24 protein-coding genes are annotated in these 25,755 nt (G+C 49.7%); 14 read left to right on the top strand and 10 right to left on the bottom strand.

Going from position 1 to position 25,755, the window contains the following annotated elements:
* Positions 1–162: 162 nt before the first annotated feature.
* The 8 genes from metK (at position 163) to aroF (ending at position 6,529) form a co-directional block, all read left to right on the top strand.
* The gene (gene metK, locus IQE94_RS16645; RefSeq protein WP_223342347.1) at positions 163–1,425 is read left to right on the top strand and encodes a methionine adenosyltransferase; all 1,263 of its coding nucleotides are present in this window, start codon (positions 163–165) and stop codon (positions 1,423–1,425) included.
* 113 nt (positions 1,426–1,538) lie between these two features.
* Positions 1,539–2,024, top strand: coding sequence for an allophycocyanin subunit alpha-B (gene apcD / locus IQE94_RS16650; RefSeq protein ID WP_194017518.1), 486 nt, complete (start codon positions 1,539–1,541; stop codon positions 2,022–2,024).
* Positions 2,025–2,149: 125 nt separating this feature from the next.
* Positions 2,150–2,659, top strand: a complete 510-nt coding sequence (locus IQE94_RS16655) for a hypothetical protein (RefSeq protein WP_223342348.1) — start codon at positions 2,150–2,152, stop codon at positions 2,657–2,659.
* A 95-nt stretch (positions 2,660–2,754) separates the two neighbouring features.
* Positions 2,755–3,231 carry a M48 family metallopeptidase gene (locus tag IQE94_RS16660; protein ID WP_223342349.1) on the top strand — a complete coding sequence of 159 codons (477 nt, stop codon included), beginning with the start codon at positions 2,755–2,757 and terminating at the stop codon, positions 3,229–3,231.
* A 100-nt stretch (positions 3,232–3,331) separates the two neighbouring features.
* Positions 3,332–4,345: a permease gene (locus IQE94_RS16665; protein WP_190599123.1), complete on the top strand. Its 1,014-nt coding sequence runs from the start codon at positions 3,332–3,334 to the stop codon at positions 4,343–4,345.
* Between the two features lie 154 nt (positions 4,346–4,499).
* On the top strand, positions 4,500–4,769 hold the full coding sequence (rpsO, locus tag IQE94_RS16670; protein WP_194017514.1) for a 30S ribosomal protein S15: 270 nt from the start codon (positions 4,500–4,502) through the stop codon (positions 4,767–4,769).
* Positions 4,770–4,786: 17 nt separating this feature from the next.
* Positions 4,787–5,263: a PAM68 family protein gene (locus IQE94_RS16675; protein ID WP_212719775.1), complete on the top strand. Its 477-nt coding sequence runs from the start codon at positions 4,787–4,789 to the stop codon at positions 5,261–5,263.
* Positions 5,264–5,473: 210 nt separating this feature from the next.
* Complete coding sequence (gene aroF / locus IQE94_RS16680) at positions 5,474–6,529, top strand: 3-deoxy-7-phosphoheptulonate synthase (RefSeq protein ID WP_194017512.1); 1,056 nt, start codon at positions 5,474–5,476, stop codon at positions 6,527–6,529.
* Between the two features lie 193 nt (positions 6,530–6,722).
* Here the strand turns inward: aroF and IQE94_RS16685 are convergent, their stop codons facing one another.
* The 3 genes from IQE94_RS16685 to IQE94_RS16695 form a co-directional block, all read right to left on the bottom strand.
* Positions 6,723–8,000, bottom strand: coding sequence for a DUF4335 domain-containing protein (locus IQE94_RS16685; RefSeq protein WP_255611326.1), 1,278 nt, complete (start codon positions 7,998–8,000; stop codon positions 6,723–6,725).
* Between the two features lie 181 nt (positions 8,001–8,181).
* Positions 8,182–10,032: a precorrin-3B C(17)-methyltransferase gene (gene cobJ / locus IQE94_RS16690; protein ID WP_370630488.1), complete on the bottom strand. Its 1,851-nt coding sequence runs from the start codon at positions 10,030–10,032 to the stop codon at positions 8,182–8,184.
* Between the two features lie 55 nt (positions 10,033–10,087).
* Positions 10,088–11,383 carry an NYN domain-containing protein gene (locus IQE94_RS16695; RefSeq protein WP_223342350.1) on the bottom strand — a complete coding sequence of 432 codons (1,296 nt, stop codon included), beginning with the start codon at positions 11,381–11,383 and terminating at the stop codon, positions 10,088–10,090.
* Positions 11,384–11,485: 102 nt separating this feature from the next.
* Here IQE94_RS16695 and IQE94_RS16700 point away from each other — a divergent pair, with 102 nt between their 5' ends.
* The gene (locus tag IQE94_RS16700; protein WP_223342351.1) at positions 11,486–12,991 is read left to right on the top strand and encodes a UbiD family decarboxylase; all 1,506 of its coding nucleotides are present in this window, start codon (positions 11,486–11,488) and stop codon (positions 12,989–12,991) included.
* Positions 12,992–13,031: 40 nt separating this feature from the next.
* Here IQE94_RS16700 and IQE94_RS16705 read toward each other — a convergent pair whose 3' ends face one another.
* On the bottom strand, positions 13,032–14,252 hold the full coding sequence (locus IQE94_RS16705) for a SidA/IucD/PvdA family monooxygenase (protein ID WP_223342352.1): 1,221 nt from the start codon (positions 14,250–14,252) through the stop codon (positions 13,032–13,034).
* 105 nt (positions 14,253–14,357) lie between these two features.
* Here IQE94_RS16705 and IQE94_RS16710 point away from each other — a divergent pair, with 105 nt between their 5' ends.
* Both IQE94_RS16710 and IQE94_RS16715 read left to right on the top strand, forming a co-directional pair.
* Positions 14,358–15,329 (top strand): GTP-binding protein, encoded by a 972-nt coding sequence (locus tag IQE94_RS16710; protein ID WP_223342353.1) that lies wholly within the window; start codon positions 14,358–14,360, stop codon positions 15,327–15,329.
* Positions 15,330–15,398: 69 nt separating this feature from the next.
* Positions 15,399–16,448, top strand: coding sequence for a WD40 repeat domain-containing protein (locus tag IQE94_RS16715; protein ID WP_223342354.1), 1,050 nt, complete (start codon positions 15,399–15,401; stop codon positions 16,446–16,448).
* Between the two features lie 9 nt (positions 16,449–16,457).
* On the opposite strand, the gene IQE94_RS16720 is transcribed toward IQE94_RS16715, so the two are convergent.
* Positions 16,458–17,018: a hypothetical protein gene (locus IQE94_RS16720; RefSeq protein ID WP_190599269.1), complete on the bottom strand. Its 561-nt coding sequence runs from the start codon at positions 17,016–17,018 to the stop codon at positions 16,458–16,460.
* A gap of 249 nt (positions 17,019–17,267) precedes the next feature.
* Here IQE94_RS16720 and IQE94_RS16725 point away from each other — a divergent pair, with 249 nt between their 5' ends.
* Both IQE94_RS16725 and IQE94_RS16730 read left to right on the top strand, forming a co-directional pair.
* On the top strand, positions 17,268–18,443 hold the full coding sequence (locus tag IQE94_RS16725) for an LL-diaminopimelate aminotransferase (RefSeq protein ID WP_223342355.1): 1,176 nt from the start codon (positions 17,268–17,270) through the stop codon (positions 18,441–18,443).
* A 24-nt stretch (positions 18,444–18,467) separates the two neighbouring features.
* Positions 18,468–18,839 carry a DUF1622 domain-containing protein gene (locus IQE94_RS16730; protein ID WP_223342356.1) on the top strand — a complete coding sequence of 124 codons (372 nt, stop codon included), beginning with the start codon at positions 18,468–18,470 and terminating at the stop codon, positions 18,837–18,839.
* A gap of 103 nt (positions 18,840–18,942) precedes the next feature.
* Here IQE94_RS16730 and IQE94_RS16735 read toward each other — a convergent pair whose 3' ends face one another.
* From IQE94_RS16735 to sir, 5 genes are all read right to left on the bottom strand, one after another.
* Positions 18,943–19,386 (bottom strand): pentapeptide repeat-containing protein, encoded by a 444-nt coding sequence (locus IQE94_RS16735; RefSeq protein WP_255611327.1) that lies wholly within the window; start codon positions 19,384–19,386, stop codon positions 18,943–18,945.
* A 140-nt stretch (positions 19,387–19,526) separates the two neighbouring features.
* Positions 19,527–20,321, bottom strand: coding sequence for a tryptophan synthase subunit alpha (trpA, locus tag IQE94_RS16740; protein ID WP_223342358.1), 795 nt, complete (start codon positions 20,319–20,321; stop codon positions 19,527–19,529).
* 154 nt (positions 20,322–20,475) lie between these two features.
* Positions 20,476–21,651, bottom strand: a complete 1,176-nt coding sequence (dnaN, locus tag IQE94_RS16745) for a DNA polymerase III subunit beta (protein ID WP_212719750.1) — start codon at positions 21,649–21,651, stop codon at positions 20,476–20,478.
* A 98-nt stretch (positions 21,652–21,749) separates the two neighbouring features.
* Entirely contained in the window at positions 21,750–22,676 is a 927-nt protein-coding gene (locus IQE94_RS16750; protein ID WP_212719741.1) for an EfeU/Ftr1 family ferrous iron transporter subunit, read from the bottom strand.
* Positions 22,677–22,856: 180 nt separating this feature from the next.
* Entirely contained in the window at positions 22,857–24,764 is a 1,908-nt protein-coding gene (sir, locus tag IQE94_RS16755; RefSeq protein WP_212719740.1) for a sulfite reductase, ferredoxin dependent, read from the bottom strand.
* 252 nt (positions 24,765–25,016) lie between these two features.
* On the opposite strand from sir, the gene IQE94_RS16760 reads away from it, so the two are divergent.
* Entirely contained in the window at positions 25,017–25,679 is a 663-nt protein-coding gene (locus tag IQE94_RS16760) for a hypothetical protein (RefSeq protein WP_212719738.1), read from the top strand.
* Positions 25,680–25,755: the final 76 nt, after the last annotated feature.

The raw sequence follows: 25,755 nt of genomic DNA on the forward strand, positions 1-25,755 counted from the left end.
CGAGCAAACTGGCCCTTGGTAGCCTGGGGAACAAATTTTACTGATCGCCGTTTTCTTACCGGGGGAGAGAACCTGTATGATGAAATGTTAATTTAACTTAACAAGCTTTGTTGAAGGTCTTGTTTGCCCAATAGCCTTTATCGTGTACGAGGACTGAAGACTTTGTCTAAGCGTTATTTATTTACTTCCGAGTCGGTGACAGAAGGCCATCCGGATAAGGTGTGTGACCAAATTTCTGACACCATTCTGGATGCTCTTTTAACCCTAGATCCCAACAGTCGGGTGGCGGCGGAAACCGTGGTGAATACGGGGCTAACCCTAGTAACGGGGGAAATTACTTCCAAAGCCCATATTAACTTTGTGGAACTGGTTCGCAAAAAAATTGCCGAAATTGGTTATACCAACGCCGACAATGGCTATTCCCACAACAGTTGTGCCGTCATGCTGGCGATCGACGAACAGTCCCCCGACATTTCCCAGGGGGTAACCGCCGCCCAGGAACAACGCCATGCCCTCAGCGATGACGAGCTAGACAAAATCGGTGCCGGCGATCAAGGGCTAATGTTTGGCTATGCCTGCAACGAAACCCCAGAATTAATGCCCCTGCCCATCAGCTTGGCCCACCGCATTGCCCTGCGCTTATCTGAAGTGCGTAAGTCCGGCCAATTGGGCTATCTGCGCCCCGACGGTAAAACCCAAGTTTCCATCCTCTACGAAGATGGCCTGCCCGTAGGCATTGACACCATCCTCATTTCCACCCAGCACGACGAGCACATTGGCAATATTACCGACAACGATGGGGTACAAGCCAAAATTAAAGCCGACCTTTGGGACGTGGTGGTGGGCCATTGCTTCAGCGACATTGCCCTCAAACCCACCGATAAAACCCGCTTCATTGTCAATCCCACCGGCAAATTTGTTGTGGGAGGTCCCCAGGGGGATGCGGGGTTAACTGGAAGAAAAATCATCGTGGACACCTACGGTGGTTATTCCCGCCATGGCGGCGGTGCCTTTTCCGGTAAGGACCCCACCAAAGTAGACCGTTCTGCGGCCTATGCCGCCCGCTATGTGGCCAAAAACATTGTGGCCGCTGGTTTAGCGGATAAATGTGAAGTACAGGTCAGCTACGCCATCGGAGTTGCCCGCCCCGTGAGCGTTTTAATTGATACCTTTGGCACCGGCAAAGTGGACGAAGAAAAACTGCTGGAGGTGGTGCTAGCAAACTTTGAACTGCGCCCGGCTGGTATCATCCAGTCCCTTAATTTAAGGAATTTGCCTGCTGAAAGGGGGGGGCGGTTCTATCAAGATGTGGCCGCCTATGGCCATTTTGGCCGCAATGACCTAGATTTACCCTGGGAATACACCGATAAAGTGGATGTGTTGAAAGCGGCCTTTGCTTCTAGCCCCCAAGCGGTGGCCGTCTAGCCAAGAGCAACTGGTCAAAAAATATACTGCCTCGGGAGGAGGGCATTTAGCCTGGGGCGGTATGGGGCAACTCAGGCTAAACTACAGTATGATATGAAATTCTTGTTGATATCATGAGTGTAGTTAGTCAAGTTATTTTGCAAGCCGACGATCAACTCCGCTACCCCACTAGCGGTGAACTCAAAGGGATCCAGGCGTTTTTAACCACCGGTGCCCAGCGTATTCGCATTGCGGAAACCTTGGCCGAAAATGAAAAAAAGATAGTCGATCAAGCCCAAAAACAACTGTTTAAGAAGCATCCTGAATACCGAGCTCCGGGGGGTAATGCCTACGGTCAACGGCAATATAATCAGTGCTTGCGGGATTACGGTTGGTATTTGCGCCTAGTTACCTATGGCGTTTTAGCGGGCAACAAAGAACCCATTGAAACCACTGGTTTGATCGGTGTTAAGGAGATGTACAACTCCTTAGATGTGCCGGTACCGGGCATGGTGGATGCGGTGACCGTACTGAAAGATGCAGCGTTGGGACTGTTGAGTGCAGAGGATGCCAATGAGACAGCTCCCTATTTTGATTACATCATTCAGTTCATGTCCTGATTGGTTTTGGGACGAAGATTAACGAAGATGGCGGTGGGTTTCTTTGCCCGACCATGCCTTCTTCGTTTTCTTTTTTTTGGCTGTTTTGATCACGATAGCCCTTAGCTCTGGGAGGAAAACTGCCCATGCCCTGGCTCAAATCTATTCCTTTTTTGTCCATTGCCTTGGTAATTATTACCTATGTTGCCTTTGGCTGGAGATTGGCTGAGGCCAGTGTGCCCTGGAGTATTATGTTCCACGAACACCTCAAGGGTCTGCGGATCGATATTGATCAGAGGACAGTTCTGGCTTTAATCCATATTTTCACTCTGTTTATTATTACGTTGACCACTTTGGCTTTGACTACCCCCATCACTTTAATGACCTATGTGGTGGGTAATTGGGCCAAATCGGAACTGCGGTCGATGGTGTCCATGGTGTTTTGGTGTTTTGTGTTTGTGGTGGCCTTGCGGTGGTTCAACTATTTCACTTCATTTTTGTTGCTGCTGGCGGCGGCTATTCTCGGTCGGATTGAGTTGCGAAATCTGGGCATGGGCCAGGGACAAAGCTTGTTATTATTAGCCCTAATTTGCGGTTCGGCCTTTGCCTGGGGGGTGTATGGTTATTTCTTCTACTATCCCCTACCCCCTGCCTGATTTTTTCGGTTATATGGTTCAATAAACCCTCACTGTGGCTAGATTGTACGACCTTAAAGTTTGATTTTGTTGTTATTGGGCATCCCCCCTTTTCTATGGCTTCCACCAAAAAGATTTTACAAAAGACGTTTATCATTGCTTCAGGGTTGGCTTTTCTGGGCATGATGACGGTGCCAATGCTGACTGTGTTGAGGGGCAATGCTAACCAAAACCAAACGGAAGCGCCATCCGAGGGAGCACCGCAACAACCAACGGCGGCGGAAATAGAGCAGTTAAAGTCGATCGCCGAAGGCTATGAAAAAGTATTGCAACGGGAACCGGATAACCCCAATGCGTTGCAAGGTCTGGTGGAAGCACGTTTGCAGATGGGAGATTTGGCGGGGGCGATCACCCCGATGGAGAAGTTGACAAAAATTTATCCGGAGGAAGAGGGATTAAAACAGTTGCTGGCGGCCATTAAACTACAGGTGGAAAATCCCCAGTTGCCCCCACCCCAGAATCCTTTGGCACCGACGGTACCCAATAACCAGGGCGGGGGGACAGAGAGTACGCCTCCCCCTACTCAACCCTAGAAAGATCGCAGTTTGGTATTATCATTTTTTGCTCCTCTCACCCTGAGCTTCAGGAATTTTTTTGTCCCCTGGGCTAAGTTTGCCTGGCTTTGATTGAATCATGACCCAATTGCACGAAGCCTTTACTATTTTTTTGAGCTTACTGGTGGAGGCCATTCCTTTCCTCACTTTTGGGGTGGTGCTCTCCAGTGCTCTGTTAGTATTCAGCGATGAAAAAAAGTTAATTGCCTACATCCCCCGTAATCCCTTCCTAGGGGCGATCGCCGGTAGCCTGGTGGGATTTATGTTTCCGGTGTGTGAGTGCGGCAATGTGCCCGTGGCCAGAAGATTTTTGATGCAGGGTCTACCCCCCTCGGTGGCGGTGGCCTTCCTGTTGGCCGCTCCCACCATTAATCCCATTGTGATTTGGTCCACCTGGGTGGCCTTCCGGGATCAACCGGGCATGGTGGTGGCCCGCATTGTCTGTTCTTTGATCATCACTGTGATTATTAGTTGGGTGTTTAGTCGCCAGTTGGACGCAGTGCCCCTGCTCAAGCCCGCCCTGGGTCGCAGATTAGCCTACCTCAATCGTCCGGAAGAATCCCCCCCGGCGATCGCCTGTGAATCTCCCCTATTGCAATCGGGCACCTTTATTTTGGGTAGCGGCAACAGCGGTCAACTGCTGAAACTAGACGAGCAAGCGGTGGAAACCCTCTTACCCCCCATTGCCCCCAGCCGTTGGGAAATGTTCACCGACAATATTGTGCAGGAATTGCGGGAATTGGGTGGCATGCTAATTTTGGGCAGTTTGATCGCCGCCGTCATTCAAGTTTTTATTCCCAGGGAATGGATTTTGCTGTTGGGGCAGGGCACCATTAGCTCCATTTTGGCCATGATGCTCCTGTCGGTGGTGGTGTCGGTCTGCTCCACTGTGGACTCATTTTTTGCCCTTTCCTTTGTTTCCACCTTCACCGGTAGCTCCCTGCTGGCATTTTTGGTCTTTGGCCCCATGATTGACGTCAAAAGCATTGGGCTATTGTTGTCTGTCTTCCAGCGGCGCATTGTCATCTACCTCCTCCTTCTGGCCGGACAGTTAACTTTTCTGCTTAGTTTGGCCCACAGTTATCTGTTTTGAATCTAGAATGATCTACCCAATCACTGCCCTTAGTTGTCGATAACTTTCCCTTTTAGCAATAGAAAGGAGCCCTCCGGCAAACGTGATATAGTAAGAGATTGCAACGAAATTTATCGCCTAGTATTTTAACGCTCAGGTTTTTTCCACACAGACTATGTCCTTAACCCAAACCCGTAAACAAGAATTGATGACCGAGTATCAAGCCCACGAGACTGATACTGGGTCCGCTGATCTGCAAGTGGCCTTCTTGACAGAAAGAATTACTCAGCTCACAGGGCACCTCAAAGCTAACCCCAAAGACCATGCTTCCCGTCGGGGCCTGCTGAAAATGATTGGTCGTCGTAAGCGTCTATTGGGTTTCATCAACGCCCGGGAGCCGGAACGTTACCAGGCCCTGATCAAACGCCTCGGTATCCGTCGTTAAGTTTTTGCATTTTTCCCATGGCTGACCCCACCAACCGAGACCGCCTTCCTTTTGAACGGAAATCCAAAAAGAAAAAGGTCGAAAAAAAGCCCCCCTCAGTGGCGGCCCCCAGCAGTAAAACCAGCAGTGCCAAAGAAAAAAAATCCCGCCGCTCAGCGGACAGTGGCATTCCCGCCGTGGTGAGCCAGCGGATGGTGAAGCGCATGGCCCTGTTTTCCGGCATTCCCACCAGTTTGGGCATGTTGTCCTTTGTGCTTTTTTACTTCGTTGTGAGCCGGGACTGGTTTGAGATTCCCACCTATGTGGTGTTTGCGGTGAGTCTGCTGTTTTTTGGACTGGGGGTGGTGGGCCTAAGCTATGGCATTTTTTCCACCTCCTGGGAAGATGAACCAGGTAGTTTGTGGGGTTGGCCAGAATTTCGTCTCAACCTGGGCCGCACCATCGCCGTCTGGCGTAATGCTCAACAAACGGCCCCGGACAACGGCGATCGTTAAATATCTTTGGATAATGTTCAAGATTTGTGAATTTTTGTTAACAAAGTTAACAATTGGTCAATAATGGTTGCCCAATTCTGCTGGTCAAAATAATTTCGTTAAAATTACCATTAGTTCGGCTTTGCGAGTCCGCATTTTTTATCAAGCTTGTAGCTAACTTGTAGCTAAAAAATCCCCCCCTGTTCCACCCTATCGAAAGAGGAAGTTATCATGATCGTCGTCATGAAAGTCGGCACCCCAGACATAGAAATTGAGCGCATTGGTAAGGAGTTTACTGAACGGGGCCTCACCCCCGAAAAAATTGTCGGCAAACATAAAGTAGTGATGGGATTGGTGGGGGAAACCGCCGGACTTGATCCCCTACAAATCCAAGAAGTTAGCCCCTGGATTGAGGATGTGTTACGGGTGGAACAACCTTTTAAACGGGCTAGCCTGACTTTTCGCCATGGGGAATACAGCGAAGTGATTGTTTCTACCCCTGCTGGCCCTGTGGCGATCGGCAAAAACCATCCTGTGGCGGTGGTGGCCGGACCCTGTTCTGTGGAAAACGAAACTATGATTGTGGAAACGGCCCGTCGAGTTAAGGCGGCCGGAGCCCAATTTTTACGGGGGGGCGCGTTCAAACCCCGCACTTCTCCCTACGCTTTCCAAGGCCATGGCGAAAGTGCTCTGGGCCTATTGGCGGCGGCGAAGGAAGCCACCGGTTTGGGCATTATCACCGAAGTCATGGATGCGGCGGATCTGGAAATCATTGCGGAAGTGGCGGATGTGATCCAAGTAGGAGCCCGCAATATGCAGAATTTCTCCATGCTCAAGAAGGTGGGGGCCCAGAATAAGCCGGTGCTGTTAAAGCGGGGTATGGCGGCCACCATTGATGAGTGGTTAATGGCGGCGGAATATATCCTGGCGGCGGGCAATCCCAACGTGATTCTCTGTGAGCGGGGCATTCGTACTTTTGACGGCCATTACACCCGCAATTGCCTTGATTTGTCGGTGTTGCCGGTTCTGCGCTCCCTAACTCACTTACCTATCATGATTGACCCCAGCCATGGTACCGGTAAGTCCGAGTATGTACCTTCCATGGCCATGGCGGCGATCGCCGCGGGTACCGATTCCTTGATGATCGAAGTGCATCCCAACCCAGCCAAAGCCATGTCCGATGGGCCACAATCCCTAACCCCTGAACGCTTTGATGAAACCATGCAACAATTGGCGGTCATTGGCCAAACAGTGGGACGCTGGCCTAAAGTAGCGGCCCTAGCCTAGGAATCAAACTCTGAAAACTAAGACTATGGTTGGCAAAGTTTTAGTTTTTCCCAAAATCGACCTAGCTCCGGCCATACTGGGAGAACCTCAACCGTTTTCCCCCAAACCTGAGGGGCTTTTGAAAAACTTTCTAAAACCAATTAAACAAGGCCCGACGGAAAAACCAGCGGGCTTTTTTGCTTAATACCGTCGACTATTGGGGCTGATCCTCCAGAAAAGCCTTCACATCCCCCAGGGGAGTTAGGACTAAACGAATAGTTTCTGTCCTGTCATCAGCAAGGGGAGACACCAACGGTTCCCCCGGCGCAGGTTGGGGCAGGCGGGCCATGTAAATGCTAGCAGCCCGGCCCAGGGGCACAGTTCTTTTCACCGTCCCATTGGGTTCAATTTGCAGACGATATTCCAATGTTTGGGTTTGATCCTCCGCTGGTTGCCATTGCTGTTGATAAAATTTACGCACCTCCGCTACCTGGGGAATGGTGTCCAGTAAATTGGTGGAGCGGGGCGGCACAGAGCGGGGGCGGGGTGGTCTGAAACTAATGGGATTGGAACCCGGTGGCAAGGAAGGTAAATCAGGGACGTTGGGTAAAACTTGGCCAGCGTAGGGCAAGGGCTGGCCATCGGGGCGGGGCAAAATAGCTAGGGCATCGGGGGAAGGAGGCTCTGGCGGTGGAGTTAGGGGTTGTAGATTAGTGGGATCGGGAATAGCAATATAGGTTTCCCCTGGGGCTGCTGGAGCTTGTAAATCAGGGGGGCGCACCCTTTCTGGAGGCACCACCAACGGAACATTGGCATTGCGGGGAGGGGGAGTAGCCGCCAGCACGGCACTGGGGGAAGGTAGGGGGTCCCTTAAAGCGAGGGTCTGGGCCAATTGGGGGGAAGGAGTATTGCTCCGAGGAGGCGGAGGCACGAGGTTACTAACTTCGTTGAACTGGAATTGGCTCGGCACTGGCAGTTGAAAGTTGTCTTGTACCACTACTTCCCCTTGGGGTTGCCGCATCCACAGGGCCGCCATGGCGATCGCCAGCGCACCACCGGCCACGATTACTCCCCCTAGGATTAATCCCTGGGGTAACTTTTCCCTGGCAACGGCTAGGGGCATCCGACTGGGTTCTAGGTCCTGGAGACGAAAACTTTCCAGGGCCAGCATCAGATCGTACAACTGGGAAGTATTGAGGATAACGGGGGCCCCCATCCCCAATAGTTCATGGCTCCATAGTCCCTGGGGCCGTAGGCAAAAAGATGGTTCACCGTCAGCATTAAATATCGGCTCCGGATAGGTGCTTGGCTCCAGGGAAGCGCAGGGGTTCAGGCGTTGTTGGAGGTAAGATTCCACCGCTATAGCGAGGGCTTCCAGCTCCTCCGGTGTGCCTGACAAGGTTAGTTGTTCTACTTCCGGCAAGCGAGGATCGTCAAAGTGAAGCGCAAACCGATAATCCGGCGGCAAAGTTTGGGGGGCTCTTTGCCACACCCGCTGAGTTTGCCATAGCTCTAAAGTACAGGTCGGGGGGTATAGCGCCTCAGTTGTACATCCTTCACCAGCTTCATTGGAAAATACTCCCAGTCAACAGACTCACTTCCATCCAGGGTACCTTGAAAATTATGGGGCTAGAGGGTAGTTAACGCCGCTTCAATAACCGAACTGCATTTCCCTAGGCATTAGCATAATAGCCCCGGGGGGTGATCAAATAATCCTGATAATTGTAGGTGTTACTATTGCCGATCAGCACCACCGTCAACATATCAATGGGAAAGTTCAACATTGCCGCCAATGTGGTCCGCACAATGGTCTCATCCCGACGATAAACGGAACGCACTAGGGCCACCGGAGTATCTGGCGATCGCCATTGTAGGAAAATTGCCTGGGCTCGCTCAATCAACACAGTGCGCTTTTGGGATTTGGGATTGTACAAAGCGGTGACAAAATCCGCCTGGGCTGCCGCCGTTAACCGTTCCAGAATTTTTTCCTTGGGAGTAAGCAAATCACTGAGGCTAATGGCACAAAAGTCGTGCATGAGGGGAGCACCTACTCGGGCCGCCGCCGCCTGGAAGGCACTAATACCGGGAAAAACTTCTACTCCTGGGGTTTGCCCATCCCAACCTAATTTCTCCAGTTCCTCTAGCACTAACCCGGCCATGCCGTAAATGCCACAATCCCCGGACGATAACACTGCCACAGTTAAACCCCATTGGGCTAACTCAATGGCTCGCTGACAGCGTTGCCGCTCTTGGGTGAGGGGGAAAGTTTCGCAAATTTGGCCGGGCCGTCGCAGAGGATCGATCAAATCTAAATAGAGTCCATAACCGATGAGCACATCAGCTTGGGTAATAGCCGTGCGGGCCGCTGGGGAAATTTGGCTTAATTCTCCGGGCCCAGTGCCCACTAGCCATAATTGCCCTGGTTTGCCCTGGTATTCCCTTTTCCCCTCAGCGATCGCCACTGTTACCGCTTGCTGATCCTGTTTGACAATGACTTTTTCGACAATTAGTTTGCCTCCTTGACCGTAAATCTGGGCCGCCGTGAGGGCCGCCGCTTCTGCCACACTGGGGGTACCGACTTCCTGGTTGACCACATCGGAGGGATTGGGCACAGGCTGGGTCGCTAACTGTTCCGGGGCAAAGGTAAAAAAGGGTAAATCATATTTACTGGCCAATTGCTGAATGCCTACCTCATCAGCTTTTAAATGCACACTGGCCAGACCGGCGATCGCCAAAGGGCTTAAATTTTTCTGCTCTAAAACTCCTAGCAAAGCCTGTTCTAACAAAGCTAAATTGGTGCCCCGCACACAGCCCAGACCCACCCATAGCAGTCGGGGATGCCATTGAGCCATGGATTGCTCCTGGTATTCTGGAAGATTTTCTTGAATGGTAATGGCCAGGGTTGCCGCCGTTTCCTCAGTTCCAGAAAAGCTAAAACCATGGCCTGGGGGTAAATGGCATTGCCACAAAGTTAACCCCGCTGTTTGTGTTACTCCTACCAGCTTTTGACAAGCCAGGGCAGAACTTACCGCTGTCCAATCTCCTTTTCCTTTGCGCCAACCGAAGGGAATGCCCAAACAATCCACCGCTATTTGCCCTAAGCCACTGGCTCCGCCAGTGAGAATTGCTTTTCCTTGCAACTGTTCCGCCACTATCTCCGCCAGGCGATCGCCGCCGCCTTGGTGACCACTGAGCAAGCTAATCACCGCTGTGCCCATGGCATCCACCACCACCACAGCGGGATCGGTCTGTTTACTATGCAATAGAGGGGCAATTAAGCGGACTACGGCTCCCGTGGCTAAGCCAAAAATAAAGGCTTGATGGTTGCTCCATCTTTCCTCCAAAGCCACAGCTAGGGAATGGTTGTAGGTGTCCACCAGGGGATTGCCACCAAGGTCTAATTCCTCAGCCAAGGATTCTGATAAAAGCAATTTTCCCGTCAACGTTTCCACCACGGGCAGAAGCAATTTAACGGCTTGGGGAGTGACGGCGATCGCCATGAGGGGATGGAAAGTTTTCAACAATTTTTAACTGATGTATTTAAAGGAAGTGTTTTGATAAATAAAATATTTTTAGCTTCTATCGTAAACGGATAAAGGAACGTCCACCTTCATTTATAAGTTCTAGCGTTGATATTGAATTAATAAAATTTTTGTAGCTACCAAGACGACTGTCATTTTTAAGTGCCTTAGTGATTGGAACATTGTACTTTCCAGCAAACTTGGAAGCAATGTATCCTATTTCAAGTTTTTTATTTTTACTATTTTTAGTCTCTTCTTTTATGATTTTAACGAACATTTCTTCCAAAGATTCTTGTTTTTTTGAATGATTAAGTGGAGCAGATTGATTATCAACATCAAACAATGTGATAAAAGTATCTTTAGATTCCGGTGGATCATGGACAACAAAATAATTCTTGTATTCCAAAAATATAAACTTTGCTGTTTTTCCAGGAAAGTGTTGTTGAACAATATCCTTAAGACTTGATCCAAACTTACGATAAAATACGGTTGAAATCTGATTTAACGTAACCCATCGTTGTTGTGACGTGTGATCTGTAATTTCATGAATAATAGATTTGATTTCTTCAATAAATGTTTTTAAAACAGTAAAGTTTTTCTTGGAAAGTTCATTGAAAATAATGGGATATGACAAGACTTCATTTGTTTCAGAATTTTTAATACACAAACTGTTGGTTTGTCGAAAAACTTGATAGACGACAATATCTTTCTGAGATAGAAAGTTGCATAAAGTCTCAAGATCTTTATCCGAAGAACAAACAAAAATTTCTTTTATATCAGGATAATTTAGGCAAATAAAAGATCCTATACTTGTCATTCTTTGATCTGCATTATTTTTGCCTGAAGGCACGTGAAATAGTTCATATCCTCTTTTGTGTAACTCTTCATCTTTATTTCCCAACTTTTTCCAGTTACCAAAAGCCAAGTAGTGTTTTAGAGAATGCCTACTAAGTTTTTTAATTAAGTCTTCTTCTACAACGTCTAAATAAATATTTTCTATGTCAATTAAAAGTACTGAAAATCCTAAAGTTGTCGACTTATCATCTAAGTGTTTGCTATATTCAATTGATTTGTTTTTTATGCATAAGTCCACAATATCTTTATCACTTAAACTAAATGGCACTAGGAATTTACGAAAAATGGATAAGCTAATATTTAGAAAAAAACTATTTTCTCCATTATCAACTAAATTATTAAGATGATAAGAAAAGTATTTTGTAATGATCTGGGATGTTTTCTCGCTATCCCAATCATACTTTCTGTATTTTTCGAGCAGGTATTCCGGATGAATTCTGATAATGTTTATTAAAATATTTGAAAGGTACTTAGCCAAATCATTTGATTGATAAGACATTTTAAAAGAAAATATAAAAATAATCCACGAGAAGATTATAGCTTATTTTCGAAGCTAAAGTCTGTTAGTATTAAATGTGGAAAGTATAGTTTTTTGACTGCCATGGCCAGAGATTTACGGGGATTCATCCAGTTGTTGGAAGCACGGGGGCAGTTGCGCCGCATTACCGCTGAGGTGGATCCCGATTTGGAAGTGGCGGAAATCTCTAACCGCATGCTACAGGCTGGTGGTCCAGGGCTATTGTTTGAAAATGTCAAGGGTTCCCCCTTCCCCGTGGCGATGAATTTGATGGGCACAGTGGAGCGCATCTGTTGGGCCATGAATATGGATCATCCCCTGGAATTGGAAGATTTGGGCAAAAAGCTAGCCCTGTTGCAACAGCCTAAGCCGCCTAAGAAAATTTCCCAGGCCATTGATTTTGGCAAAGTCTTGTTTGATGTGCTCAAGGCTAAACCGGGGCGCAACTTCTTTCCCCCCTGCCAGGAAGTGGTCATTGGGAATGACGATCTCGATTTAAATCAAATTCCCCTGATTCGTCCCTACCCCGGTGATGCGGGCAAAATTATTACCCTTGGTTTAGTGATCACCAAGGACTGTGAAACGGGCACGCCCAATGTGGGGGTTTACCGTCTGCAACTGCAATCCAAAACCACCATGACCGTCCATTGGCTATCGGTGCGGGGAGGGGCCAGACATTTACGGAAAGCGATGGAACGAGGCCAAAAACTAGAAGTGGCGATCGCCTTGGGGGTAGATCCATTAATCATTATGGCGGCGGCCACACCGATTCCCGTGGATTTATCGGAATGGTTATTTGCAGGGCTATACGGTGGTTCCGGGGTGGCATTAGCTAAATGTAAAACCGTAGATTTGGAAGTTCCCGCTGACTCAGAATTTGTGTTGGAAGGCACTATTACCCCCGGTGAAATGTTACCGGATGGGCCTTTTGGTGATCACATGGGCTATTACGGCGGCGTGGAGGATTCTCCCCTAGTGCGGTTCCATTGCCTAACCCACCGCAAAAATCCTGTTTATTTAACCACCTTCAGCGGCCGTCCCCCCAAGGAAGAAGCGATGATGGCGATCGCCTTGAACCGTATTTACACTCCTATTTTGCGGCAACAGGTTTCGGAAATTACCGACTTCTTTTTGCCCATGGAGGCGTTGAGCTATAAAGCGGCCATTATTTCCATTGATAAAGCCTATCCCGGCCAAGCTAAACGGGCCGCCCTGGCTTTTTGGAGTGCTCTGCCCCAATTCACCTACACCAAATTTGTCATTGTGGTGGATAAGAGTATTAATATCCGCGATCCCCGCCAGGTGGTTTGGGCCATCAGTTCCAAGGTGGATCCGGTGCGGGACGTGTTTATTTTGCCGGAAACCCCCTTTGACACCCTTGATTTTGCCAGCGAAAAAATTGGACTGGGGGGACGCATGGGCATTGATGCCACCACCAAAATTCCCCCGGAAACGGATCACGAATGGGGCGAGGTATTGGAATCCGATCAAGCCATGGCGGAACAGGTCAGTCAACGCTGGGCGGAATATGGTTTGGGGGATATTAATTTAACGGAAGTTAATCCCAATCTGTTCGGCTATGACGTTTGAGATCGTCTTTTTTTCAAGGACTCCCAATGGTCTTTGGTCTTCATAAACAAGCTACCAGGCGATCGCCCGCCATCCTAGCCCCAGCCAAGTTCCGGGCCACAGGGCCGAGTTGGAGAGAAGCGGCTCCTCCCATGATGTGTAAATTGCAACCAGGCCAACGTAGGGCAGAATCCAGCACTGGTAGGCCATGGATCATTGGCGCAGGATAGGTGGTTTGAATTTCCCTCAGCAGGGGCCATTGCCGAACGTCGATCGTGCTCCCCGTACAGAGCCAAATACGATCAATCGCTAAATGGGCCAGACAATCATGAGCTCCGGGATAATTGCAACTCACCTGCCAATGATTTTCTTGCCATTGGGCTTGGCTAACTTCGCAATTTTCATAAAAAGTCAGTGACCCTTCTTTTTCCAGACGACGTAGATGGGTTAATACCGCAGGGGTGAGGGAACCTCCATTACGGGCGGATTGAATCAACTGCCAGCGTTTATCCCAACTCGGTTCAGCATAAAAGCCTTTCAAATATTTAGGGCCTAGCCAGCCCGGTTCCGCATCAAAAAGCTTCTCGTAAAATTGCCGCCGGGCCATCATCAGTACCTTAGCTCCCCGTTTAATGGCTCCGATCGCCAAATGGCCGCTGGTCAGGCCACTACCGATGATAAGAATTTTTTCCCCCGTTAGATGCATGCTTCTCAGATCAATTTTTTCTGAATGAGCTAGGGTATGGACTGGATAAGAAGACGAAATCTGATCCACCCAGGCCGGAATTTGGGGCTTTCCCCCGGCGATCGCCAACACCACCCGACGGGTCAGTATTGATTGACCATCCGCTAACCAAAGACGAAATCGCTGTCGATTCTGATGTTCTAGAGGTTCTATTTCCCTGATCTGGGCAGGGTAAACCAAATTTCGCAATTGCCACCGCTCGATAACCTCTTGGCAAAATTCCCAAAACAGAGCTGTACCGGGTAAATCGTAGGGAGGAAATAATTCCCGGGGGCGTTGTTCCGCAAAAGTACGGAGGGCATGGGGATTGGGGTCGGGATGGTGTACCGCCGGGGATCGCAGATGGGGAATTTCCGCTGCCGCAAATTGGTATTGCCAACGCTGGAGCCAGTCACCACTGGGATCAAATACCAAAAATCTTCCCCGCAGGCGTTTTCTTTTTTGCAGTAAATGGGTCACCAGGGTTAGGGCTTGGGGCCCCGCTCCGGCGATCGCCAAATCAATAAACTTTGGCAGGATTCTAGGCTCAGGTACCATAGACAATGAAAATGATTATCGTTATTTTCGATAACAGAACATCCTACGGGTGAATCCGGATTAAAATCAAGGTCGTTAACTATCCTCTGAATCTGAAATCTGATTATGGTTATTGCTAATGCCCTACGTTCAGTTCCAGTCACAGTGCTTACAGGCTATCTAGGGGCGGGTAAAACAACTCTACTAAATCGCATTCTCACCCATGAGCATGGTAAAAAAGTGGCGGTTATTGTCAATGAATTTGGTGAGGTGGGCATAGATAATCAACTGATCATTGATGCCGACGAAGAAATCTTCGAAATGAATAACGGCTGTATCTGCTGTACTGTGCGGGGTGATCTGATCCGCATCATTAGCAACTTGATGAAGCGTCGGGACAAATTCGATCACCTTGTTATTGAAACCACCGGACTAGCTGACCCGGCCCCAGTAATTCAGACTTTTTTTGTGGATGATGAGGTACAAACCCAAACCAGCTTAGACGCAGTGGTGACGTTGGTGGACGCCGCCCACATTGCCCAACACTGGGAAGCAGAAGAAGCTGTGGAGCAAATTGCCTTTGCCGACGTCATCTTACTTAACAAAACTGACCTGGTTACGGAAGTTGAGTTACAGGCTCTAGAAGAAAAAATCCGGGCAATGAATGCGATCACCAAAATTTATCGCACCCGTGATGCCCAGGTGGAGATGGATTCTATCCTTGGGGTGAATGCCTTTGATTTGGGTAATGCCTTAAAAATTGATCCCGAATTTCTCAACGAAACTGCCCACGAACATGACGAAACCGTTCATTCCATTGCTTTAGTGGAACCAGGGGAAATAGACGGATCTAAACTGAACCGCTGGCTGGGGATATTGCTACGGGACCATGGCCCCGATATTTTTCGTATGAAAGGTATCCTCAACATCGCCGGGGAAGACTGCCGCTTTGTTTTCCAGGGGGTTCACATGTTGTTTGAAGGGCGTCAGGATCGGCCTTGGCGGGACAATGAAACCCGTAAAAATGAGTTGGTCTTCATCGGCAGAAATCTGGAAGCCATGGGTTTGGAGAAAGGATTTCGGGAATGCCTGCAATAGTCCCAGGTTTTTTGGCTAATCAAACCGTTCCATTGCCGTTAAATTTTCCCAACTAGTTTCTTCTGTTCCATGGCTAAATCCCTGCTTACCCTCCGTTGGCAAACCATTCTGTCGGATTATGTAACAGCGATCGCCTGGTCACCGAACGGATCTTGTCTGGCGGTGGCTTCAGCAGCGGGGGAGGTAGTGCTATTAACGCTCCAGGAAAAAAATTTACTAACTTTGCGGGAAAAGCAGGGTTTTTCGCTGGATGCAATCGCCTTTTCAGCCGATGGTCAATTTTTGGCAACGGGGGGCCAGGATGGCACAGTGCGTATTTGGCAGGTGGGGGAGGATGGGGCAGTATTACTAACCGAACTGGAAAATAAGCGGACTTGGGTCGATTGCCTGCGGTGGCATCCCCAGCGTCCAGAACTGGCCTTTGCCCTGGGAAAATACACCCAAATATGGGATGGGGGCCTCAAGGCCGTGGTGGCAACGATTAACTTTGAAAAATCGTCGGTGTTGGATATGGCCTGGCATCCCAGCGGCAACTTTTTAGTCCTAGCCGGTAACCAGAGCCTCAAAGTTTGGAAGACAAAAGCCTGGGATGATGATCCACATCTGTGGGATATCAGTGGAGCTAGCGGGGTGATCGCTTTCTCCCTCGATGGGCAGTATTTGGCTTCCGGTAATAATGACCGAACATTGTTAGTTTGGGAATGGGAAAACCTTGACCCCTGGCAAATGCAAGGATTTCCGGGCAAGGTACGGCATTTGGCCTGGTCTATGAAAGCTCCGGAAAGCTCACCCCTGTTGGTTTCTAGCAGTGGTAAGAGTATGGTGGCCTGGGTTCAGGGAGAAAATGATAATTGGGTCGCTCAACCCTTGGACTTACACAATGGGACAATAACGGCGATCGCCTTTAAACCCCGTTCCAACCTATTGGCCTCTGCTTCGGAAGATGGTTTAGTCTGCCTGTGGAAAAAAGCTACCCATGCCGCCCAAGTTCTGGAAGGAGTAGCCGCCGGATTCTCTACCCTAGCCTGGTCACCCCAAGGGAATCATCTCGCCGCCGGGGGCTGTGGCGGGGAATTGCTTCTATGGGCAGAGAATATGACTGGCAAAGGGGATGCGTAGGCACAAGGGTTAGAAAGTTTCCTTTGCCTTTTCCACAGACTCTTCATTTTCCAGGGTTTGCAGAACCACTTGGATATCCTCTTCCGTTGCCAATTCTTGAAGATTGGCCCAGCAATGCCCTTCCACTGGGTCATTAAACCTAGCCTGGTTTTTGCTAAAAAAGGATTTATCGGCAGTGGGGCGGTTACTGGTTAACCTTTGGGAAGTGTAGGGCTGACTCCGTAGTTGTCGCAAGGCACCGATACAGGCCGGACAATCACAGCCAAATAGGGCAACGGCCGCATCACTTTCCGCATAGCTAAAATCGAAGTCGAACTCCTGGGATTGACTGGGGTTCTCCGCTGGAATGGGCACATTGGCCGCTGAAGCCATTAAAACTTCTCCGTGGGGCGATCGCCCTAGGGAAATAACCTCTTCTGGCAGGGGACAGGAAGCCAATGGAGATGGCGGATTCTGGCCGGAATAAGCCTCAAATGCCGACCCCTTGGGCAAATCAAAAATTCCCATGGTCGCTATGGACAGGGCAAAGGCCGGCACGGCCAAAAACTTGAGAGAAAAATTACTATTCATCCCACTATGGTTGTTTCACAAACTTAATCTAGGTACTCGCCAGTAACCATTTAAACAGACATTCTCCGATTATGGGGTTGCCGAGCAAGGAGGAACCGTTAGCCACACTACACCAATCCTTTTTTGTCATGGTTACCACTATTTTGCCGATTACCTAGTTTACCAATACCGTTAGGGGCAAGCTTTTGCTAATTACTTAAACTGGTGGGCTAGATTGGATCGATCCTGATAATTTCTAATCACTTGTTTATGCAATTTGCCGATCGTCTCAATTCCTTTGGTGGCAACGTTTTTGCTGATATGGATCTGGCTAAAGCCCAGGCCAGGGCCCAGGGACAAACCATCATTGATCTTTCCCTTGGTTCCTCCGATTTACCTACCCCCGCCCCCATTATTGCCACGATCGCCAAAGCGTTGCATGATCCCCAGACCCATGGTTACCTCCTGCACCAAGGAACTCTACCGTTGCGCCAGGCGATCGCCGTTTGGTATGAAAAACGCTTTGGCATCGGAGTGGATGCGGAAACGGAGGTGTTGCCCCTGATTGGCTCCCAGGAAGGCACAGCCCATCTCCCCTTGGCGGTGTTGAATCCCGGTGATGTAGCTTTGTTAATGGACCCCGGTTATCCTTCCCACATGGGGGGCGTGTACCTGGCCGGAGGAAAAATTTATCCCATGGCGTTGCGGGCAGAAAATAATTTTTTGCCAGTGTTTGCGGCTATTCCCGATGGGGTTTTAGGCAAGGCCAAAATGATGGTGCTCAGCTATCCCCACAACCCCACCACGGCGATCGCCAGCTTAGAATTTTTCCAAACAGCGGTGCAGTTTTGTCGTGACCATAATTTAGTCTTGGTACACGATTTTCCCTACATGGATTTAGTTTTTGATGGGAGAGAATTGCCGCCATCAATTTTGCAGGCTGATCGCCAAAAAACCTGTGCCATTGAATTTTTTACTTTTTCTAAATCCTATAACATGGGGGGCTTTCGCATCGGTTTTGCCATTGGTAACGCTCAGTTAATTTCTGCTCTGAAAAAAATTAAAGCAGTGGTGGATTTCAATCAGTATGAAGGCATTCTCCAAGGGGCGATCGCCGCCTTGGAAAGTCCACCGGCTATTGTCCAGCAAACGGTGGATATATTTTCCCAACGGCGGGCCACGCTGGTTGATGCTTTAGCTAAAATTGGCTGGGCTGTGCCCCTACCCACCGCCACCATGTACGTCTGGGCTCCATTTCCTCCTAGTTGGTCTGGCAATTCCCTGGAATTTTGTCAAAAACTGGTGGCTGAAACCGGCGTCGCCCTTTCCCCTGGTTCTGGTTTTGGTCAGGGAGGGGAGGGCTATGTGCGTTTTGCCTTAGTGCAGGAACCGGATATTTTAGCCACAGCGGCTAAAAAAATTGGTCAATTTCTTAACCAAAACTAGATTGAAAGGAAAGAGAATAAAACCATGGAAATTTTGGATCATTACCTGGGAAACCTAGTCGGCATCACCAAGTTTTTCCTGGAAAGTTTTTCTGTACTCTGTATTATTCTCGGCTTAATAAAAACTTTGCACATGGTTTGGGCTGCTGATCGCCGTACCATGGGCACCCCGAAATTTTTTAACAGTGTTCGTCTGCAATTCGGTTTGTGGTTAGCCTTGGCGCTGGAATTTCAACTGGGGGCAGACATTCTTTCCACCACCATTGCCCCCACCCTAGAAAGCCTGAGCAAGCTGGGGCTGATTGCTGTGATCAGAACTTTCTTGAACTATTTCCTCGGCAAGGAACTGGAATCGGAGATCAGGATGGAAATGGAGCAACAGGAAAAGAGCCATTAATACTTGCCCCATGGCGATCGCCACTCTCTGACCAGATTTTACCGACACACTCTAACCGCCCTAAAGGGCTAGGCTTTAAAACCATCTTTCTTGGTAAAGGCAATTAGTCGTCGCCGCCGCCAATACCAATGCCGGTGTTATAAATTTCTGCATTTTGGATATTCATGCCATCAACGGTGGCACCGGTTACGTCCACATCGTAGAGTTTGGCAAAGGCAAAATCTGCCTTGGTCAAATTGGCTTGGTTGAGGGTGGCATTGGTGACCATGGCTCCCCGCAGGTCAGCATTTTCTAGGTTAGCGCCGGTTAGATCGGCCCCTTCCAAATTGGCTTGGTTGAGGTTAGTGCTCGCCAGGTTAGCGTTGCGTAAATCGGCCCCAATCAGATGGGCTCCGGCCAGGTCTGCCCCGGACAGGTCACAGTTCATACAGGCATTGGTTTCCAATAGCTGCTGTACGTGATCAGCATTTTCGGCCATCGCCGTGCCTCCCCAGATCAGGGGGCTAGCAACAATTAGACCAAGGGCAATTAATGGGCTTTTAATCATTTTCATCATCTTTCTCCTCTCGCTCAGTTAATCTCACGATAAAGGGAAACTGCCCAGGCTGTCTTCACCCAAACGGGCTAATTTCCCTGGGGGATGGGGATTTCCGCCCTTAATTTCTTGTTTTGGTCAAATAATTGTCTTTAACTGATGGCGGCCTTAAGCTGACGACAAAAATCCTCTAGGGATTGCAATGCTTCTGCTGGGGTTTGTTCCGCTAATCGTTTTACCATGGCACTGCCCACAATTACCGCATCTGCTCCCCAAGCTTTCACCTGCCGAGCCTGTTCCGGTTGGGAAATGCCAAAGCCAACTCCAATGGGCTTATCGGTCACTTGGCGCATCCCGGCCAACAATGTTTCCACCCTTGATCCCACTGCCGTCCTCACCCCCGTTACCCCCGTCACACTGACGAGGTAAACAAAGCCCTGGGATTTTTTGGCGATCGCCGTCTGTCTCTCCGGGGAACTGGTGGGAGCTACCAACAAAATTAACTCCAGCCCCCGCTCGGCAGTGGCCTCCAACAGGCGATCGGATTCTTCTAGGGGTAAATCTGGTACGACTAGACCCTTCACCCCAGCGGCCTTAATTTTATCCAGGAAAACTTCTACGCCTTGGTAAAAAATAGGATTGTAGTAGGTGAATAAAATAATTGGTGCCTTAATTTCCCCGTGGACCTGCCGGACAATGGCGAGCACATCATCCAACTTGACCCCTTTTTGTAAAGCCCTGGTGGCCGCCGCTTGGATAACCGGGCCATCGGCCAAAGGATCGGAATAGGGCACCCCCAACTCAATTAAATCTGCCCCTGCCCGGTCTAAAACCCGCAACGCTAAGGCTGTGGTGGCTAAATCTGGGTCCCCTGCTGTGAGGAAAGGAATCAAAGCACATTCCCCCCTTTGACGGAGAGCAGTAAAACAAGCGGCAACAGCGTTCATGGGCAGGCGACCAAAAAGACAAAAAAATAAGCAAGCATCAGGGAATGGGACAGTTTCCCCAGACAAACCGGCAGAAAGGATGGCCATCAGCGGTTTGAGCCTCACATATTTTGCCATAGTCCCATGGCCAATCCCTAAAGGATTTTGCCCAACCCTAGCCCACTAGCCGCACCGGCATAACCAGATAGGTCATTTTCAGCCCCCCCAGGGGAGTAAAAATCACTGGCTGATTACCTTCATTGAGTTGCATTTGAATATCATTGCTAGGCAATGCCTTCAGTCCGTCCATTAAATATTTGATATTGAAGGCAATTTGTCCGCCTTCGCCAATAATTTCTGCCCCCATGGATTCTTCCCCATGGCCCAAGTCCTGGGCTTCCACCGCCAACCGGAGTTGGTTACCGGGGCTTTGGAGGGTGAAGGTGACTAAGTTATTTTTCTGATCCGCCAGCACAGAAACCCTTTCCAAGGAGGTAATTAACCGTTTTCGTTCCATGGTGACAGTGCGGCTAAACTGTCGGGGAATAAGCTGGTCATAGGCGGGATAGGCCCCTTCCAATTTGCGGCTAGTCAACCTTTGATCCCCCAACTCGAAAATTACCTGGGTATCGTTCACCACCAGGGAAACTAAATCACTATTACCCTGGCTGGCTACCATTCTTTCTAATTCCCGTAGGGCCCGGGCCGGAATGGTAACAGCAAAATCCGCCAGGTCACTGCCAGTAACCACTGCTTCCCCTTCATCGTTTTCAATTTGGGTGGGAGCCTCCACCACAGCGAGCCGGTGACCATCGGTGGCCGCAAATTCCAAACTATCGCTACTACCTTTGATATGCACCCCCGTCAGCACCTGTTTAGTCTCATCAGTACTGGCGGCGAATAAGGCTCCCCGTAACCCTTCATTGAGGGTTGCCACCGGTAACATTAATGGTTTGACTCCTTCCACGGTGGGCAGGGCAGGAAAATCATCCGCATCTAGACCTCGAATTTGGAACCGCCCCGACTCTGAGGTGATAGTGGTTAAATAACTATCCCCAGCCTCTTCATCGGGATCGATCGCCATGGTAATATCTCCGTCCGGTAGGCGAGAAACAATGTCATTGAGTAATTTAGCGGGCAGGGTGATGCGGCCACTCTGTTGGACGTCGGCGGTAAAACTACTCTGGATACCGAGGCTGAGGTCAAAGGCTGTTAAGCGTAGATAATTTTTCTCTGCATCGGCTTCGAGGAGCACATTACCCAACACAGGATGGGTGGGCCGGGAGGAAACAGCCCGACTGACTAGGGATAGACCACTGCTGAGATCACTTTGACGACAGATGAGTTTCATATACGCACGGGAAAAGGGGGGAAAGAAACCCTACCATTTTACGGATGCTAAGAAAAGATTGGTTGAGAGGAGAGATTGGGTCAACGAAAGACCTTGTCCTAGGATTTTGGAGCTACGGTGCTGGGGGAGCCTGGCTTGTTTGCTAAACGCCGAAAATAAAGGCCGCCAATGACGCTTAAAAAGATGCCATAGGTGATCGCCTGGAGTAAATACAGATGGTCTCGGTAGCCCGTCAGGGTTTTGAGCAGAATGCCGGGAAATTGATTATCCGGTAGCCAGGGGGCCAAATTCCATAATTGGGGTCCCAACAGGCAGGAGTCGCCGGGGACAAAACAGAGATAGCCCAGGCCTAGATTAGTCAGACCCATCATGCTGACGGCCAAATCAAGATTTTTCAGCACCCCAATCACGAGTCCCCCAATGATAATCAGCAACAGGGTACCCATCACTTGAAAAAAAAGCTTGAGATTAAGTTTGACCCCAACGCGGAAAATTAATAGGGCCATACCCACTGCCGTAGCAATGCCGGCCAACGCCGCTCCGATCGCCGCCGGATTAGCCATATTCTGTTGGGCCGCAAGGAATAGGACCATTTCAAAGCCTTCCCGCACCACCGCAATGAACACCACCACGGCAATGGCTCTGCCTCCCCCTTCCTCGGCCAAGGCTTGGTCAATTTGTCCTTGGATTTCCCTCCGCAGGGAACGGGCCTGTTTAGTCATCCAGAGCAACATCCAACTCAACATACCCACGGTGATCGCTCCCAACAGAGCGGCCAAAAGAGCTTTGAGGATGGGAGTGTAGGGCCCCGGTAGATGATCCACTCCCTGCAACACCCCTGCGAGCAGGCAACCGACTAGCACACTGGCTACCACACCAGCGCTAATGCCCCGATAAACCCAGCCCTTCAAATGTAATTGCTGGGCCTGGGCCAAACAAGCGAGCACAATGCCCACCACCAAGGACGCTTCCAACGCTTCCCGCAGGGTGATAACGAAAATGGGTAAACCGGCGGCAAAATCCATCTTGATTAACGGGTTAGGGGGACTGGGGGACGGCTAGTTTCAGTTTGGTTAAGCTGGTCGGCAAAATCCTAATTTTTCCCCTCCATAGCCCCAGGAGGGGAGATTTCGATCCCATTGGCCCCCAACTGGGAAGCTGGGACAGTTTAGCCAACGGCATCTTAGGAGGATAATAGTTGGGCCCTATGTGCCGAGGTAAGCGGTGAGGGCTTCCTGGACAATTTGATTCATGGGGCAGTTATCCCGCTCAGACCGGGCCTTGAGCTGGGCATACATTTCATCGGACAGGCTAACCCGGCGTTGATTTTTGCGGTTTTTGTTGCCCTTGGTCGGCACAGTGTAACTCTGGCTAAATTCCCGTAGGGCAGTGAAACCAACCCGATGGCAAAAGTCTCCAAAGCTCTCCTTAGCTTTGCGACTCTGTTTGAAGAAGACAAATAGAGGCTCAAAAAAGCTTTCTAGCTGTTCCAGGGGCATTTTTTCTGTGTAGGCAGCGGCCAAATGTTCCTGATTAGGACTCCCCCCCAGCCACACTTGGTAACTGTTGGGGGCACTGCCGACAAAGCCAATTTCCGCCATGTAGGGCCGGGCACAGCCGTTGGGGCAGCCGGTCATCCTGGTGACAATGCTCTCGTCGGGCAAATCCAGACTGTTTAACAGGTCCCGCAGGCGGGCATTGACGCTGGGCATAATCCTTTCCGACTCGGTGACTGCTAGGCCACAGGTGGGCAGGGCCGGGCAAGCCATAGAGTAACGCACCAGGGTGTCGATCGCCTCTGGGTCGGTAACTACACCGTGCTGTTGAAAAATTTGCTCGATCGCCATTTTATCCTGGGGATTAATTTCGTAGAGCAGGATGTTGTGGTTAGCGGTGAGGCGCAGGGGCAGTTGGAACTCATCCACCACTTTCCGTAGGGCGGTTTTCAGTTGGAAGTCCCCTTCATCTTTAATGCGGCCATTTTCCACCGAGAGACCGAAAAAGAGTTTGCCGTCTCCCTGTTCATGCCAACCGAGGTAATCTTGGTAACGCCAGGCCGGTAGGGGCTTAAAGGATTGGAACGGTTTGCCTAAATACTTTTCCACCTGTTTGCGGAATTTTTCTACTCCCCAGTCTGCCAACAGATATTTCATCCGGGCATGGCGGCGGTTATGGCGATCACCGTAATCCCGTTGGGTGGCCACAATAGCTTTGACCAGATCGTAAACATCGTCTTTCCCTACGTAACCAATGGGGTCAGCGGCCCGGGCAAAGGTTTCCTCTTTATTGTGGGTACGGCCCAACCCCCCCCCAGCCAGCACATTGAAGCCCCGTAGCTCCCCATGGCGATCGGTGATCACCACCAAACTAATGTCGTGGGTATAAACGTCAATGGAATTGTCCCCCGGCACAGTAACGCTAATTTTAAATTTGCGGGGCATGAACTGTTGCCCGTAAATGGGTTCCTTGGGGTCATCTAGGTTGGTGCCATGGAGATTTTTTTGCCGGGCCGCCTTCACCTCTGGCGCTTCTTCTCCACTAATAACTTTTTCCCCATCCAGCCAAATTTCGTAATAGGCACCGCTCTGGGGACTGAGCAGATCCGCCACCTTATTGGCATAATCCCAGGCATAGCCATATTCGGGCTTGTCTCGGAAGGGAGCCGCCGGAGCCATCACATTACGGTTAATATCCCCACAGGCCCCCAGGGTAGAGCCCAAATTATTCACCACAGTGGCGATCGCCATTTTCAAGTCTTTTTTGACAATGCCGTGGATTTGTAAACCTTGCCTGGTGGTCACCCGGAGAGTCTGGTTGCCATGGGTTTTGGACAGATCATCCAGGGCGGTGTAGAGTTGGGCCGGAATCAATCCCCCCGGATTGCGGGTGCGGAGCATAAACTGATAATCCTTTTCCTGGCCCTTAACCCGATTGTCCCGATTGTCCTGCTGGTAGGAACCGTGGAATTTCAAAATTTGGACAGCATCATCCGTAAAATAATTCGCATCATTCAACAGTTCGGTGGCCAGGGGTTCCCGTAAATAATTGCTTCTTTCCTTGATGCCTTCTACCTTGGATGGTTTACGGGGGGCAGCGGTGGGGGTGGTTACCATTAACTCTCTCTATGTAATCGACGGGAAAATCGTCCGTGGTTAATCCACAGAAAACCCTATTTTAACTTTAATAGTGGGCGAGAGATATCATTCCCTTGGTCAAGCGGCGATCGCCAAATAGTTTTCTCTCCCCAAATTTGAGAACAGCAAAACCGATTAAATTTCAGCTAACTAGCTTAATATTGACCCCAATCAACGGCCTTTCTCCCCCTTGGACCCCAAGTTACTGCCCCTCGCCCTCCTCTCCACCAAATGTTAAAAATTCTGCAAAAATTACTCATCGGTGCCCTCGCCCTTTGCCCCACCATAGCCCTGGCCGGGGTGCCCAACGGGACTTGGTTATCCCAGCCCCAAATCCGTTTCTACGCCTCCCAAAACGCCCTGGATCAGGTAATGAGGGATATTCAAAGCCAGGGTTACCGCCTCGTATTCCTTGATTTTCGGGGAGTAGCAGACGATGTACAGGAAGAAATTAGTCAACAAGCCCGCAGTCATAACCTCATTCCCATTGCCTGGATCCAATCCCCCCAACACCGCCGCCTCACCATTGAGCAAATTATCAACGAAGCCCGTCACACCGATGGATTACAGGTGGATGACCATTTTTTTGCCAACTATTCCGCCAGGGATTTTGAGTATTTAGCCAATCAGTATCGCAAGTTTATTTTTTGCTCCATCCAGCCATTCCAAAAGAATCTGGTGCCCCGCTACGGTTGTAACCAAATTGATGTGCAATGTTATACTTCCCCCACATTTAAGCAATGTCTTAATTTGGCAAATCAACTTAACGCAGTGGTGAGTCTCTACGAAAAAGATACGTTCAAGTATCGGGAAAAAATTGGCGGCAAAAATTTTAATGTTTTTCTTTGGCCCTACACCAATCAGCGCCTTTCCGACACGGGCAATTTTCGCTAATCTAACCGCCGCCATACTAATGTGGTTTGAAGGTGGGGGATGGTGGAAGCGTTCCCTGGGGTTTGTAATTGTTAGA

This window comes from Synechocystis sp. PCC 7339 (assembly GCF_019924095.1).
In the GTDB taxonomy this organism is placed as follows: Bacteria; Cyanobacteriota; Cyanobacteriia; order Cyanobacteriales; family Microcystaceae; genus Synechocystis.